This window comes from Arthrobacter zhangbolii (genome assembly GCF_022869865.1).
Taxonomy (GTDB): domain Bacteria; phylum Actinomycetota; class Actinomycetes; order Actinomycetales; family Micrococcaceae; genus Arthrobacter_B; species Arthrobacter_B zhangbolii.
Genome location: NZ_CP094984.1, coordinates 2868937 through 2882697 on the forward strand (window position 1 = coordinate 2868937; position 13761 = coordinate 2882697).

At 66.5% G+C, this 13761-nt stretch carries 12 protein-coding genes; 5 read left to right on the forward strand and 7 right to left on the reverse strand.

Features of this window, described 5'->3' with window-relative positions:
- The first annotated feature begins 47 nt into the window (after positions 1 to 47).
- The 3 genes from MUK71_RS13330 (at position 48) to MUK71_RS13340 (ending at position 2449) form a co-directional block, all read left to right on the forward strand.
- A complete protein-coding gene (locus MUK71_RS13330; RefSeq protein ID WP_227902409.1) occupies positions 48 to 836 on the forward strand; it encodes a transporter substrate-binding domain-containing protein in 789 nt (262 codons plus the stop codon).
- 72 nt (positions 837 to 908) lie between these two features.
- Positions 909 to 1694: an amino acid ABC transporter permease gene (locus tag MUK71_RS13335; protein ID WP_227928667.1), complete on the forward strand. Its 786-nt coding sequence runs from the start codon at positions 909 to 911 to the stop codon at positions 1692 to 1694.
- A gap of 5 nt (positions 1695 to 1699) precedes the next feature.
- On the forward strand, positions 1700 to 2449 hold the full coding sequence (locus tag MUK71_RS13340) for an amino acid ABC transporter ATP-binding protein (protein WP_227902411.1): 750 nt from the start codon (positions 1700 to 1702) through the stop codon (positions 2447 to 2449).
- 64 nt (positions 2450 to 2513) lie between these two features.
- On the opposite strand, the gene menD is transcribed toward MUK71_RS13340, so the two are convergent.
- From menD to MUK71_RS13355, 3 genes are all read right to left on the reverse strand, one after another.
- Positions 2514 to 4184, reverse strand: a complete 1671-nt coding sequence (gene menD / locus MUK71_RS13345) for a 2-succinyl-5-enolpyruvyl-6-hydroxy-3-cyclohexene-1-carboxylic-acid synthase (RefSeq protein WP_227928665.1) — start codon at positions 4182 to 4184, stop codon at positions 2514 to 2516.
- A 65-nt stretch (positions 4185 to 4249) separates the two neighbouring features.
- The gene (locus MUK71_RS13350) at positions 4250 to 5821 is read right to left on the reverse strand and encodes a nucleobase:cation symporter-2 family protein (protein WP_227928664.1); all 1572 of its coding nucleotides are present in this window, start codon (positions 5819 to 5821) and stop codon (positions 4250 to 4252) included.
- A 36-nt stretch (positions 5822 to 5857) separates the two neighbouring features.
- Positions 5858 to 7195 carry an amidohydrolase family protein gene (locus tag MUK71_RS13355; protein WP_227928662.1) on the reverse strand — a complete coding sequence of 446 codons (1338 nt, stop codon included), beginning with the start codon at positions 7193 to 7195 and terminating at the stop codon, positions 5858 to 5860.
- 262 nt (positions 7196 to 7457) lie between these two features.
- Here MUK71_RS13355 and MUK71_RS13360 point away from each other — a divergent pair, with 262 nt between their 5' ends.
- Positions 7458 to 7904: an ACT domain-containing protein gene (locus tag MUK71_RS13360; protein WP_227928661.1), complete on the forward strand. Its 447-nt coding sequence runs from the start codon at positions 7458 to 7460 to the stop codon at positions 7902 to 7904.
- 118 nt (positions 7905 to 8022) lie between these two features.
- Here the strand turns inward: MUK71_RS13360 and MUK71_RS13365 are convergent, their stop codons facing one another.
- Positions 8023 to 9048 (reverse strand): o-succinylbenzoate synthase, encoded by a 1026-nt coding sequence (locus MUK71_RS13365; protein ID WP_227928660.1) that lies wholly within the window; start codon positions 9046 to 9048, stop codon positions 8023 to 8025.
- An 86-nt stretch (positions 9049 to 9134) separates the two neighbouring features.
- Between MUK71_RS13365 and MUK71_RS13370 the strand changes: the two genes are divergently transcribed.
- The gene (locus MUK71_RS13370) at positions 9135 to 10043 is read left to right on the forward strand and encodes a phosphatase PAP2 family protein (protein ID WP_227928658.1); all 909 of its coding nucleotides are present in this window, start codon (positions 9135 to 9137) and stop codon (positions 10041 to 10043) included.
- On the opposite strand, the gene MUK71_RS13375 is transcribed toward MUK71_RS13370, so the two are convergent.
- The 3 genes from MUK71_RS13375 to MUK71_RS13385 all read right to left on the reverse strand — a co-directional run bounded on the left by MUK71_RS13375 (position 10009) and on the right by MUK71_RS13385 (position 13761).
- On the reverse strand, positions 10009 to 11268 hold the full coding sequence (locus MUK71_RS13375) for an MFS transporter (protein WP_227902418.1): 1260 nt from the start codon (positions 11266 to 11268) through the stop codon (positions 10009 to 10011). The genes MUK71_RS13370 and MUK71_RS13375 overlap by 35 nt on opposite strands.
- A gap of 41 nt (positions 11269 to 11309) precedes the next feature.
- On the reverse strand, positions 11310 to 12170 hold the full coding sequence (locus MUK71_RS13380; protein ID WP_227902419.1) for an MBL fold metallo-hydrolase: 861 nt from the start codon (positions 12168 to 12170) through the stop codon (positions 11310 to 11312).
- A 61-nt stretch (positions 12171 to 12231) separates the two neighbouring features.
- Complete coding sequence (locus tag MUK71_RS13385; protein ID WP_227928681.1) at positions 12232 to 13761, reverse strand: dihydrolipoamide acetyltransferase family protein; 1530 nt, start codon at positions 13759 to 13761, stop codon at positions 12232 to 12234.

Below are 13761 nucleotides of genomic sequence, written 5' to 3' on the forward strand. Positions count from 1 at the left end.
GGTCACAACGACCCGGCTCACACCGTCCGACGTAAGGTTGTAAAACAATGCCGCACAAAGCCCGTACCGCCGCCTTTGCCTTCCTGGCCATCGGCGCACTTTCGCTGACCGCTTGCGGCGGCGACGATTCCGCCGCCTCTGACGATGCAGGCTCAGAATTCAATCTGGTCTCCGAAGGGACCCTGACGGTCTGCTCCGACATCCCGTACGTGCCGTTCGAGTACGAAGAGAACGGTGAATACACCGGCTTCGACATGGACATCGTCAAGGAGATTGCCTCGGGGCTAGGCCTGGAACTTGCGGTCCAGGATGCCGGCTTCGAGGGCATTGCCAGCGGCACGGTGCTGGCGGCAAACCAGTGCGACCTTTCGGCCAGTGCCATCACCATCACGGAGGAACGCCAGGAAGCCATGGGCTTCGCCGAGCCGTACTACGACTCCCTGCAGTCGCTGCTGGTCCCCGTTGATTCGGATATCAAGAGCATTGAGGACCTGGACGGCAAGAAGCTCGGCGTCCAGGGCAATACCACCGGCGAGACCTATGCCCGGGACAATGCCACCGGCGCGGAGATCTTCGCCTACCCGAGCGATGCCGAACTGTTCCCGGCCATCCAGTCCGGCAACGTTGACGCCGTGCTTCAGGACCTGCCGGTTAACATTGGACACACCGAAGACGGCGATTTCACGATCGCCGAGGAATACGAGACCGACGAGTCCTACGGCTTCGCCATGGACAAGGACAACACCGCACTCGTCTCCGCCGTCAACGAGCAGCTCACTGAGATGCGGGACAACGGCAAGTACCAGGAGATCTACGACAAGTACTTCACCGAATAACGCCTAGACAATCGAGTCGTCCCGGGCCGGGTGCCCGGGACGACCCCTTTTCTTCCCCCGGAAGGCCCCATTTTGAAACCCTCCACCCGCAGACGCCTCTTCCAAGGTGTCCTGTATGCCATCTTTGTCCTTGCCCTGGCAGCCGTTGCACTGCTTGCCGATTGGGAAGCCATCGGCGAGAACTTCTTCGACCCCGAGGTGGCCCGCGAGGCGTTCCCGACCATCATCACGGTGGCCGTCAAAAACACCATCATCTACACGGTGATCGCCTTTGCCGGCGGCCTGTTGCTCGGTTTGGTGCTGGCCCTGATGAAGCTCTCCCCGGTGGCACCGTACCGCTGGGCTGCCACGGCATACATTGAACTGTTCCGCGGGCTTCCGGCCCTGTTGGTGATTTTCGGTTTCGCCTTCGCCGTCCCCATTGCCTTCAACTGGCGTCCGCCGGGCGGCAGCGCCGGTGCCGGCCTGCTGGCCCTGATCATCGTGTCCGGCGCGTACATTGCCGAGACCATCCGTGCAGGCATCCAGGCGGTTCCCGCCGGCCAGGCCGAAGCCGCCCGTTCGCTGGGCATGAGCCCGATGTGGACCATGATCTCGGTAACCCTCCCCCAGGCCTTCCGGATCATCACTCCCCCGCTGACCAACGAGCTGGTGATCCTGATCAAGGACACCTCGCTGCTCTTCATCGCCGGCATGGCACTGCAGGACCGCGAACTGACCACCTTTGCCCGCGACTCCGTCTCCCAGACGGCCAACGCCACCCCGCTGGTCCTTGCCGCGCTGATGTACCTGATCATTACGCTACCGCTGACCCAGCTGGTGGCCAAGCTTGAACGACACAACCAGAGAGGCAGGTAGCAGTCATGAGCGTCGAGAAGAACGCCGCCCCTGCCATCGAGGTCCGCAACCTTCACAAGTCCTTCGGCAGCAACGAAGTCCTCAAGGGCATCGACTTCCACGTTGACCAGGGCGAAGTGGTCTGCGTAATCGGGCCGTCCGGCTCGGGCAAATCCACCCTGCTGCGGTGCGTCAACCGACTGGAGGATCCCACCAGCGGAACCATCATGGTTGAAGGCGTGGACATTACTGACCCGGAGACGGATCTGGACAAGGTCCGCACCCGGATCGGCATGGTGTTCCAGCAGTTCAACCTGTTCCCGCACCTGAACGTGCTGCGGAACCTGACCCTGGCCCAGCGCCGGGCCAAGCGCCGCGGCAAGGCCGAAGCGGAGGAAACCGCCCGCCGGAACCTGGCCAAGGTGGGCCTGGCGGACCGCGCCGAGGCATTCCCCGCCCAGCTTTCCGGCGGCCAGCAGCAGCGCGTGGCCATTGCCCGTGCCCTGTCCATGGATCCGGACATGATGCTCTTTGACGAGCCCACCAGTGCCCTGGACCCCGAGTTGGTGGGCGATGTGCTCGAAGTAATGCGCCAGCTCGCCGAAGAGGGAATGACCATGATGGTGGTCACCCACGAAATGGGCTTTGCCCGCGAGGTGGGAGACCGCGTTGTCTTTATGGACGGCGGCGTTGTGGTGGAGCAGGGACGCCCCGAGGATGTCCTGGGCAACCCCCAGCATGAACGCACCCGTGCGTTCCTCTCCAAGGTCCTTTAGAGCAGCAGAGCTAAAAAGCGCGGTCCGCACCAGCAGGTGCGGACCGCGCTTTTTTGTTGCTTTGTTAACCCCGAAGTGAAGCGGCCACCGCGGCCTGCACCCGGGCGTGTAGGCCGCGAAGGGCATCCCGTGCCACGGGTACTTCCAGTACGGAACGGCCCTGCACCGGAGCTGCCAGGGCACTTTCCAGTTCGGCAGCCGAGCGGATGAGCTGGTGCCGCACCCCGTAACCCCGGCACAACGCGGCGAGGTCCGCGTTGTGCGGGGTACCGAAGAACCGTTCCACCAGTGCGGTGTATTTCGGGTCTTCGCCCAGGGCGCCGTGTTCCAGTACCGAGAAAATGCCGCCGCCGGAATCGTTCAGCACCACTATCTGCAGATCCGGTTCGGTTTCCCCCGGGCCCAGGAGCAGCGCGCCGACGTCGTGCAGGAACGTCAGGTCCCCCAACAGCAGCCGGGTCGGAATCCCGTTGGCGAGGGCGATGCCGGCAGCTGTGGAAATGGTCCCGTCAATGCCGGCGAGTCCGCGGTTGGCGTACACGTCCAACGGATGCCAGTCGGGGGAAGCCACCAGGTCCATATCGCGGATGACGTTGGAGGAGCCAAGCACCAGATTGGTGTCGGAGGCATCCCAGAGAAGGTCTGCCACCTGCAGCCCGGTCAGCTCCGTCTGTGTCTCCAGCAGGTTGGTGAGCGCGCTCTGCGCCGCCTCGGAGGCGGTCTGCCAGCGTTCCAGCCAGCCCGGGGCGCCTGTACCGGCAAAGGCCAGGAGTCCGGGGATGTCAGTGATGATGGTTTCGCTCCGACGCCCGGGGGTAAACCAGTTCACCGGCCGGGGAAGGTACAGTGCCTTCTCGACGTCGCTGCGTGCCAGCAGCGCCGCTACCGGACGGGAGAGCGTGGGCCGCCCGAAGACCACCACGCGTTCAATGTCCGGGCCCAGTTCCGGCAGCAGCAGCCGGTACGCGTTGACAGCGTTCGGGCCGAACCGGGCGTTTGAGGACGGCTCGGCCAGCAACGGCAGCCCGGTCCGTAGCGCGAAAAGAGCTGCCAGTTCCCCCGCCCCGTCACCGGCCACAACGACCGTACGGTGGGTACCGCGGGCGGGGGCGGCTTCAGCGGGTACCCGGTCCGCCGGCGAAGCTTCGGCGGGAAGGGCGGCCCGGGCATCCGGGGCATCGAGGAAGAGCGGATCGCCGGAATCGGGCGTGAGCGGATCGCGGAACTGCAGGTTCACGTGCACCGGGCCGGTGGGAACACCGCTGCCCAGCTGGGCCAGGGCGGCGGAAATGACCTCTGCCGGATCGGTGCCCGCTTCGACGTCCACGGCGGCGGTGGGGAAGCCGGAAAATATGCCCGGCTGCACGGTGGTCTGGTTCGCTCCGGTGCCATGCAGCTCGGCGGGCCGGTCCGCGGAGAGGACCACCAGCGGAACTCCGGCATGGTGGGCTTCCATCACTGCCGGGAGCAGTTCTCCCACGGCCGTGCCCGACGTCGTCACTACGGCGGACGGCCGGCGTCCGCCGCGGGCCAGGCCCAGAGCGGTGAATCCGGCGACCCGTTCATCAATGCGCACGTGCACGCGGATCCGATCCTGCAGTTCTGCCTCCGCCAGTGCGTAGGCCAGCGGGGCGCTGCGGGAGCCGGGGGCAATCACGACGTCGCGTACTCCGGCTTCCGCAAGTGCGGCGACGGCGGAGCGGGCGGCCTGCAGGGAACTCAGGGATCCAGTCACCCTTCCATCCTAGGGGGCCGGCGGACGCACCATCTGGTCCGCCGGCCCCATCCTGCCGCTGCGGGTCAGGCAGGCTCCCCTACGGACCGCGCCGGTTGCGCCGCGGGTTGGGCAGGCCTGCCCAGCGGCTGAGCGGGTCCACCCGCCTGTTGCCCCACCGGCTGTACCGACGTACCCGCCGGCTGGACCAACTCTCCCACCGACTGAACGGAGGTACCCACCGGCTGGGCCGACTCCCCCACCGGCTGAACGGACGTCGGCGCAGGCATAGTCCCGGTGCTCAAAACAGGCCCCTCTGCCGGCGCCGTTCCGGTGTCCGGAGCGTCCCCGCCCTGCCCGTCCTTCATCCTGCCCGCAACGTTGAAGATCAGGTTGAGCACAATGGCGGACAGGCAGGCCAGGACAATGCTGTTCTCCACAACTATCTGCAGTGACGCCGGGAAGCCGCTGAATATCCCCGGTTTGCTCACCGGGACCATGGCCAGGCCGAGGCTGACGCTGACAATCAGGATGTTGCGGGAATCGTTCAGGTTCACCCGGCCCAGGATGCCGATACCCACTGCGGCCACGCCGCCGAAGAGCACCATCGCGGCACCGCCCAGCACCGGCATGGGAATGGCTGCCACAACCGCGGAAATCTGCGGGAAAAGCCCCATCAGAACCAGCAACACCCCGGCGGCGGTGATGGCCCACCGGCTCTTCACTCCGGAGAGCCGGATGAGGCCAACGTTCTGGGCGTAGGCGGTAAACGGGAAGGAGTTGAACACTCCGCCCAGCATCGTGGACAGGCCGTCCGCCCGCAGGGTGGCGGCAACGCGTTTTTCGTCCACCTTCTCCCCCGTAATGTCTCCGATGGCCAGCGCATCACTGGTGGTTTCCACCATGGTGATCAGCATGACGATAATCATCGCGAGGACGGCGGAGAAGTGGAAGGTCGGCAGGCCGAAGGCGAAGGGGGCGGGGAACTCGAAAACAGATGCGGTGCCGACGCCGGAGAAGTCCACCAGCCCGAATGGGATGGCAATCAAGGTTCCGAGGACCAGACCCACCAGCACGGCAATCCGCCCCAGGAAACCGGAGAAGATGCGTGACACGGCAAGGATGATGACCAGGGTGGAGACCGCCAGCAGCAGGTTCAGACCTGAGATGGCAGTAACTGACTGGTCCCCTCCCACCATCCAGTTGGCAGCGATCGGGATCAGCGAAATGCCGATCGCGGCAATGGTGGTCCCGGTGACCACCGGCGGAAAGAGGAAGAGCACCCGGCTGAAGAACGGGGCGGCAATAAAAGTGAACAGACCGGCTGCAATCACCGAGCCGAAGATCGCCGGCAGCCCCCACTCCCCGCCGATCAGGATCATGGGTGCCACCGCGGTGAACGTGGTGCCCTGGACAATCGGCAGCCGGGCTCCGATGTTCCAGATGCCCACGGACTGCAGGATGGTCGCCACCCCGCTGGCCAGGGCGGTGACGGCCAGCAGGTAAATGACCTGTTCCTGCGGAAGCTGCAGGGCCACGGCAAGCACCAGCGGCGCCGCCGCGATACTCGCATACATGGCGAGCAGGTGCTGGGCCCCTGCCAGTACCAGCTTGGCCGGCGGGAGCTTTTCATCGACTCCGGTTAGCGCTGCGGACATGTCCGTTCCTTTCACTGGATTGGTGTTCTTCATGGTTCAGGCCCCGCTCCGTGCCCGGAGTGCGAGGGCGCTTTCGCGGAAGCGGCGGCGGACCTCGGTTTCGTCTACGCCGGGAATCTGTTTGTCATCAAGCAGGACCTCTCCCGCCACGATGGTGAAGCGGACATCGTCTGCACGGCTGGCATACGCGAGTGTGGATTCCGGATCGTAAACGGGCATGGTGTGGGCGGTATCGAAGTCCACCACCACAATGTCCGCAGGATGCCCGGGCGCCAGCCGGCCAAGCTCGGGCCGGTGCATGGCCGCCGCCGATCCGGTGGTGGCAAGGTTGAGCAGCTGCCGGGTCGGCAGGAACAGCGGGTCCTGCGTGCGGTCCTTGTGGATGAGGCCGGCGAACTTCATTTCCTGGAACAGATCCATGGTGTTGTGGCTGGCCGGTCCGTCCGTTGCCAGGCCCACAGTGATTCCCGCATCCGTGACCGCCCCCAGGTCCAGGGTGCCGGAGACCAGTTTCGCGTTGCTGACCGGACAGTGGGCAATCTTCACGCCGCGTTCGGCCATGATCCGCCGGTCGACGTCGTTCAGCCGGGTGCAGTGCGCGGCCGTGACGTCGGGGCCGAGGAAGCCCATGGACTCCAGCCACTGCACGCTGGTGGTGCCATAGGTGTCCTGCATATACCGCACTTCATTCATGCCCTCGGCCAGGTGGGTGTGGATGGAGACCCCGTGGTCGTCCGCCACTTTCCGGGTGAGTTTCCACATTTCCGCTCCCACCGAATAGGGGGCATGCGGAGACAGGGCCACCTGGATCCGGCCGTCGGCGCTCATGTGGTGCCGAGCGACCTTCTCGCCGAAGTTCTCCAAAGCCTTCCAGGACCATTCCGAGATGGGTTCGTAGATACCGCGGTCCGCAAACCCGTAGCCGAGGGTGGCGCGGAGCGGAATAATTTTCAGCGCCTCGACCTCCGGTTCCACGGCGTAGGCGTCAAAGTGCTCGTTGAAGCAGGTGATTCCGGAGCGGACCATTTCAATGAGGCCGCAGAGACTCGCCCAGTAAAGCGTTTCCGGGTCGAAGTTCTGCTTCAGCTTCCACATGGACTCCAGCCAGGACCACAGCTCGGCGTCTTCATCCAGGCCGCGCAGGAGCATGTTGGAGGCATTGTGCGTGTGCGAATTGATGAAGCCTGGCATGATCGCTCCGCCGCGGGCATCTATGATCCGGCCGGCGCCGCTGACATCAACGGATCCCGCAGTGCCGATCCGGTCAATGACCCCGCCGCTGAAGGTGACGACGCCGTCCGGTATGGGGGCCTGGTTGTTCATCGGCAGGACATAGCCGTTTATTACTGCGACATCTTCTGGACCCAAACTCACGGATAGCGCCTTCCATCTCGATCAATCCGGCGTTCAGGACGCCGTTGGACAGAGATTCGCAGACACATGTTTCCGGTGCGTGTTGTTTTGTTTCGACTGTGTTCCCCGCCCCGGCGGGATCCGGCCGACGGCCGTCATGACGCTTCATCCGGCGGCTGTCCCGCCGCTTCATCCGTTGACGGAAGCTTCTGGCATGATGGCGGGGTGCGATGAGCGCGGCCCTGCTGCACGGGCCTTCCGCACGGACAAACCAGGACATGCCATGACCCTTTCAACCCCCGCACCCACCGTGGAGCTGCACGCCCTTGCCGGTGACTACGTGATCGCACGGCTTCCCGTGACAGCAGAGGTTCCTGCGGCATTTACGGCGCCGGGCACAGGGGCAGGATTCATATCGGTCACCCGCACCCCGCAGGAACTTTCGCTGGTCTGCCCTGCCGCGCTGGCCCCGGCCGACGCCGAGACCGACGGCCCCTGGACGGCCCTCTACGCAGCGGGTCCCATGCCTTTCGGCCTGACCGGTGTGGTCACGTCGCTGGTGGCGCCGCTGTCCGCCGCAGGCTGCCCGGTATTTGTGGTTTCCACCTTTGACGGAGACATCCTGCTGGTTCCGTCAACGGATTACGCCCGGGCCTGCGACCTGCTGCTCGCGGCAGGCCACATACTCCGCCGGAACCTGGAGGCCGGGACGTCCGGGGCGGCGGGGTAACTGACCGGTAACTAAGCCCGGGAACCGGGGCACCCGGGAACCGGGGCCACCGGGGCCACCGGGGCCACCGGGGCCACCGGGCAACCAGGGTAACCCGGGTAACCGGAAGTAACGGCGGTCAGGCCTGCCCGTCTGCAGAGCCGGCCTGTCCCGACACCAGCAGCGCATGGACCCGGTCCAGACGGTCCAGCCACCACCGGGTGCGTTCCGGTGACGCGGCGAAACGTTCCAGCAGGTCTCCGGAAACCGGAACATCCCGCACGGCCAGGGCCCCGCCGTCGGGCAGCAGCGGTTCATTGGTCACATCACCGGCCATCAGGGACAGGGTGCCCAGTCCGCACGCGTAGGGCAGTTCCGGCAGCGCGGCGGCCAGAGCGACGCCGGTGCGGATGCCCACGGAGGTGTCAATGGCCGAGCTCACCACTGCCGGCAGCCCGGCCTGCTTCACTATTTCCACTGCCCGGCGCACTCCGCCCAGCGGGGCGGCCTTGATGACAATCAGGTCCGCGGCGTCTTCCCGCGCAACCTTCAGCGGATCCGTTTCCTTGCGTACACTTTCATCCGCTGCGATCAGGACCGGTACACCGCGGCGGCGCAGCTCTGTGCGCACCGCGCGCAGCCCGTTTATGCCGGCCACCGGCTGTTCCGCGTACTCCAGGCCGGCCTCGGCCAGCCGGCTCAGCGTATCGACGGCGGTGGGAATGTCCCAGCCTGCGTTGGCATCCACGCGGATCCCGGCCCCGGGCAGCAACCTGCGCACTTCCGCCACCCGGGCGAGGTCCTCGGCCGGGGACTGTCCTGCTTCGGCCACCTTCACCTTGACGGCGGACACTGACCCGAACCGGGCCAGCACTGCTTCGACCTGGCCCACGTCCACTGCGGGGACAGTTCCGTTGACCGGAATGGAGGTTCTGCGCGGCTCCGGGTACCCCTGCTGCGCGGCTTCGAGGGCGGATGCCAGCCAGGGAACAGCTTCGGCGTCCGCGTATTCCGGGAACGGGGAGAACTCGCCCCATCCGGCCGGTCCGTGCAGCAGCAGGGCCTCTCGGTGCAGGATGCCGCGGAATTTCACCCGCATGGGAATGGAAACCACACGGGCGCTTTCACGCAGGACGGAGGGCTCCGGATTTATCCAAGTCGACACCCTGCCAGCCTACGCTTTGCCGCCCTGCACCCGCCCTGGCCGGGCCGCTCAGGCAACCACCAAGATGATGTGGCAATCTGGAACCAATGGATACTCGCAATTTGCTGGCACAGCGCTCCCGGGCACAACGCCCGGCTGCGCATAATCCGGCGCTCTTCCTCTTTGCCGCTCTGTGCTGCGCTGCAGGCGTAGCCGTGACGTATTGGTTTTTTGTCCGGACCACCACCGGGCAGCTGGCTGACGAGTCGGCGTTTCAGGAAGCCGAACTGATCGCTGCCGGCAATCATCTGCCGGTGATCAGCTTCCTGGACAATCTGCCCCTGATCTCGGTGTTCATCGCCGGAATAGTGGTGGTGTTCGTGTCCATCCTGCGGCAGCGCCTTTCCCCGGCGGTCATTGCGCTGGGCACATTCGCGGCGGCAAACATCAGCAGCCAGCTGCTCAAACGGCTGGTTCTGGACCGGCCGGACCGCGGCGTCCTGACGCTGGACTTTAATTCCCTGCCTTCCGGGCACACCACGCTGGCTGCATCGGCAGCAGCGGCGGTCTTCCTGCTGGCCGCCCCGCGCTGGCGGCCGCTGGCAGCGTTCTGGGGCGGTTGTTACGCGATCCTCGCGGGCGCCGCCACGTTCCTCAACAGCTGGCACCGGCCGGCCGACGTCGTCGCCTCGCTCCTGGTGGTCTCGGCCTGGACCCTGATCGGGGGCCTGGTCATGATGCGGACCAACCCGGAGTGGAACCTGTGGCCCGCGTCCGGTCGGGGACAGGGCACGGCACGGGCGGTTACGCTGCTTTGCGCCATTCCCGGGACCCTCGCCGCCCTGGCCAGCCTTGGCCTGTATTTCTATGCCCGCTGGGATGCCGCGCCCATTGCCACCGCCGCACCCCTGTACTTCTGGGCGGGCCTGGCCCTGATAGCGGGCGTAGGCCTGCTGATCAGCGCCCTTGCCTGCTGGCTTTTCAGCCAGCAGGCCGGCGATCCGGCGCGGCGCTAGCGGACCTGCCGGGTTTTCCCTTGGGAACCCAGCACCAGAGGACGACGGCGCCGGCCAGTCCCAGCAGTGCGGTGGCCGCAATGCCGGCGGAGAGGGAGACCAGTGCGGTCACACCGGCGAGGATTCCCGGCCCGCCCATGTTGCCCAGATCGGCCAGCAGCCGCCAGATGCCCAGGAACTGCGGGCGGCCCGGCGAGGGTGAAAAGTCCGCTCCGAGGGTCATGACAATCCCCGAGCCGATACCGTTGCCGAAGCCGATCAACAGGGCTGCCAGCAGCAGGCCGGTGGCGTCGGTGGCCAGTGGCAGCAGTCCCAGCCCCACGCCCATTACGAGCATGCACGGCACGGCCACCGAACGCCTCCCCCAGGTGTCCATGGCTTTGCCTGCGGGGTAGAAAATCAGCATGTCGATGGCGCCGGACAGTCCGTAGATCAGCGCCGTCTGGGTGGGGTCCAGGCCAATGTGCTGGCCCCAGAGCGGAATGACTGCCTGGCGGGTGGCCCGCACCGCGGCGATCAGCAGTATGCCAATGCCGATGGTTCGGAACACCCGGGCATGGCTGCGCAGGATCGCCCGGACGGTGGGAGTGGGCACCGCCGCGGCCGCCGCGGCAGTGCCGGGTCCGGGCCGGGTGCCGTTTCGCTTGGCGGCCGCACGGACGGACAGGTCCGGCACGGTGAGGCTGAGCAGCCCCGCACCCACGGCGGCGGCTGCCCCCACCCAGTAGGCGCCCGCGGTACCGAGGAAGTGGATGGCTCCGGCACCTGCGAAGGGACCGATGAAGACCCCGATCCGGTTCACCCCGCCCAGGGTGGACAGCGCCCGTGCACGGAAATGCAGTGGTACGGCCTCCGTCAGGTAGCTCTGCCGGGCGAGCCCGAAGACCGATCCGGCCATACCGGTCATAAAAACGGCGAGTGCGAAGACCCAGAGGACGGGAACCGATGCCGCCAGGATCATGGCGAGGGCGCACCACGCCGCTGCGGCCGCTAGGGCCCACCTTTCCCCGAACCGCGTGGTGACCACCGTGGCCGGGACGTTGGTCAGGAGCGATCCCACGCCGGTGAGGGTAATTACCAGGGCAGCCAGGGCTACGGTGGCGCCGAGATCCCGGGCACTGAGTGCCACTACGGGCAGGATGGCTCCGGTTGCCAGTCCGTAGAGCAGGGTGGGCCCGTAGGCCGGAACGGCAATACGTCGAAGGCTGAAATCATCCGCTGGCACGGCCTCAGACTATCCCCCGCACTGGCAGTGTCCTGTCCGGACTACCGTTTCAGCCATTTCCATTTCGCCAGGGTCCGCAGCCGGGTGAGCAGCGCGCGGGACTGTTCGGGGCCGTACGGCAGGATGGGAATGGCCTTGGTCATGTCCACTGACGCCTGGTCCATGGCGCTGCGGGTCACGGCGACGGCGGTGCGCATTTTGTTCATCTGCGTGGACACGAAATCCACGGTGACGGGTTTGCCGTGGCCCGGCACGAAGACCGTATACAGGTCCTCCAGCGCGGTGACCTTGCCCAGGGTTCGGATCCATTCCTTCGGGAAGGAATCCTCGAACTGCGGATCGGCGCCCTGCTCCACCAGGTCCCCGGTGAAGAGCACGTCGCCCGCACCCACCAGCAGGTCGTGGTCCGTGTGCCCGCGTCCCAGATGGAAAAGCGTCACCGAAATGCCACCCAGGTCCAGATCCACCGGGGCGTTTTCCACCAGCTTGGTAGGCCCGGTGATGGCAGTGTGCTCGCCCATGGCCGAGGCCATTTCCGGTTCCGTGTCGGCGGCCTGCGGACGATGGTCCTCACCGTTTTCAAGGATGCTTGCGGCGCACCCGGCGGTGCCCCAGATATCCTCGACGCCGCGGGCCAGCATCAGCGTGTTTCCGAAGTAGTGGTCGAAGTGGGCATGCGTGTTCACTGCGGACAGCGGCAGATCCGTCAGCTGCCGTGCTGCCGCGTGGATTTCCTCTGCCATCACCGGGCCGGCACCGGTATCGATCAGCAGGGCACGCTCGTCGCCGATCACCAGGCCGGTGTTCACGGCGTACGCCTCGTTGCGCCGCACCCAGATGCGGGGGGCAATTTCCATCCAGCCCGCGGTGCTCACTGCGGGCTGGTGCGGTGTTTCGGTCATGTCAGCTTTCCCTTTCGCCGGCCTTCTCCAACCTACCGCGGGTAGGGATTCGGGGCACGTATTACAGGTCTACGAGGACCCTGCCCGGGTTTTCGACCGCGTCCGCCACGTACCGCAGGAAGCCTCCGGCCGTACCGCCGTCGCACACCCGGTGGTCGAAGACCAGGGTCAGCTCCGTCATCTTGCGCACGGCCAGTTCGCCCCGGACCACCCACGGTTTATCGATGATGCGGCCGACGCCGAGAATGGCGGATTCCGGGTAGTTGATGATTGCTGCGCTGCCGTCCACACCGAACACTCCGTAGTTGTTGAGGGTGAACGTGCCCGAGGTCAGCTCGGCAGCGGTGGCCCGGCCCGCCTGCGCCGCTGCGGTGAGCCTGCGGATTTCGGTGTCCAGGTCGCGGGTGGACAGGCTGTCCGCGCGACGGACTGCGGGGACCATCAGTCCCCGGCCGGCCTGGACAGCAATGCCCAGGTTGATGCCCTCGAAGGCCTCTATGGCGGCGTCGGGGGCATCGGCGGAAAGGCCGTCTGTGCCCATTCCACCGGGTACGTATCGGGTGTTGAGTTCCGGGAATCTGCGCAGGCCGGCCAGGGTGAAGCGGGCTAGGAAGGCCAGCAGCGAGGGGACCTCTCCGCCGCTGCGTCCGAGGTCGCTGCGCAGTTCCATCAGCGCCGTCGCGTCCACGTCCACCCAGACGGTGGCCTCCGGGATCAGGGCACGGCTGCGGGTGAGGTTCGCGGCCACCGTTCGACGCACGCCGCGCACGGGGGTGCGGGCAGCGACCTGCAGCCCGGTCCGCGGGTCAAGGGTTGCGGCGCTGCCGTCCGGGCCGGAGACCATGGTCTCGGCCGCGGATGCCGTGGTGTCGACCGGGCCGGAGACGGCGCCGACCAGCGCGGTCGCGGAAACCACCGCCGGCGTCCGGAATGACGACTCACCCTGGACGGGTACCGTGCGCAGTGCTGCCTGGACGTCGCGGCGCAGGATCAGTCCGTCCGGGCCGCTGCCGCTGAGATCGGCCAGCCGCAGGCCTGACTCACGTGCCATCCTCCGGACCAGCGGCGAGATGCAACGCGGTGCAGCGGATCGGGGCGGATTCATCTGGAGGGCAGGCCGCACGGGGCTTTTCGGAGGCCTGGTCCGGCGTGCCGTCTTCGCTGCTTCCGGAGTTCCGTAGCCGATCAGCACGTTCCCGGAACCCGCCTTCTCTTCCTGCCGGTAAGCCTCCCCTGCCGATGACACCGCCGCTTCCACGGTTCCCACGGCAGCGGCGGTTTCCAACCCGGCGGCCGGTGCAGCACCGCCCGGCGCAGTGTCCGCCGGTGCAGCACCGCCCGGCGCAGTGTCCGCCGGTGCAGTGTCCACCGAAATAAGCGGTCGCCCAACGTCCATGCTTTCGCCGGCATTGCCGTGCAGCTGCGCCACGCGGCCGGCATACGGCGACGGGACCTCGACCAGGGATTTGGCCGTCTCCACTTCAGCCACGGGCTGGTCCACCGCGACGGAGTCCCCCACCGCAACGAGCCAGCTGACCAGCTCGGCTTCGGTCAGCCCCTCGCCCAGATCCGGCAGCAGGAAGGTTCGCAC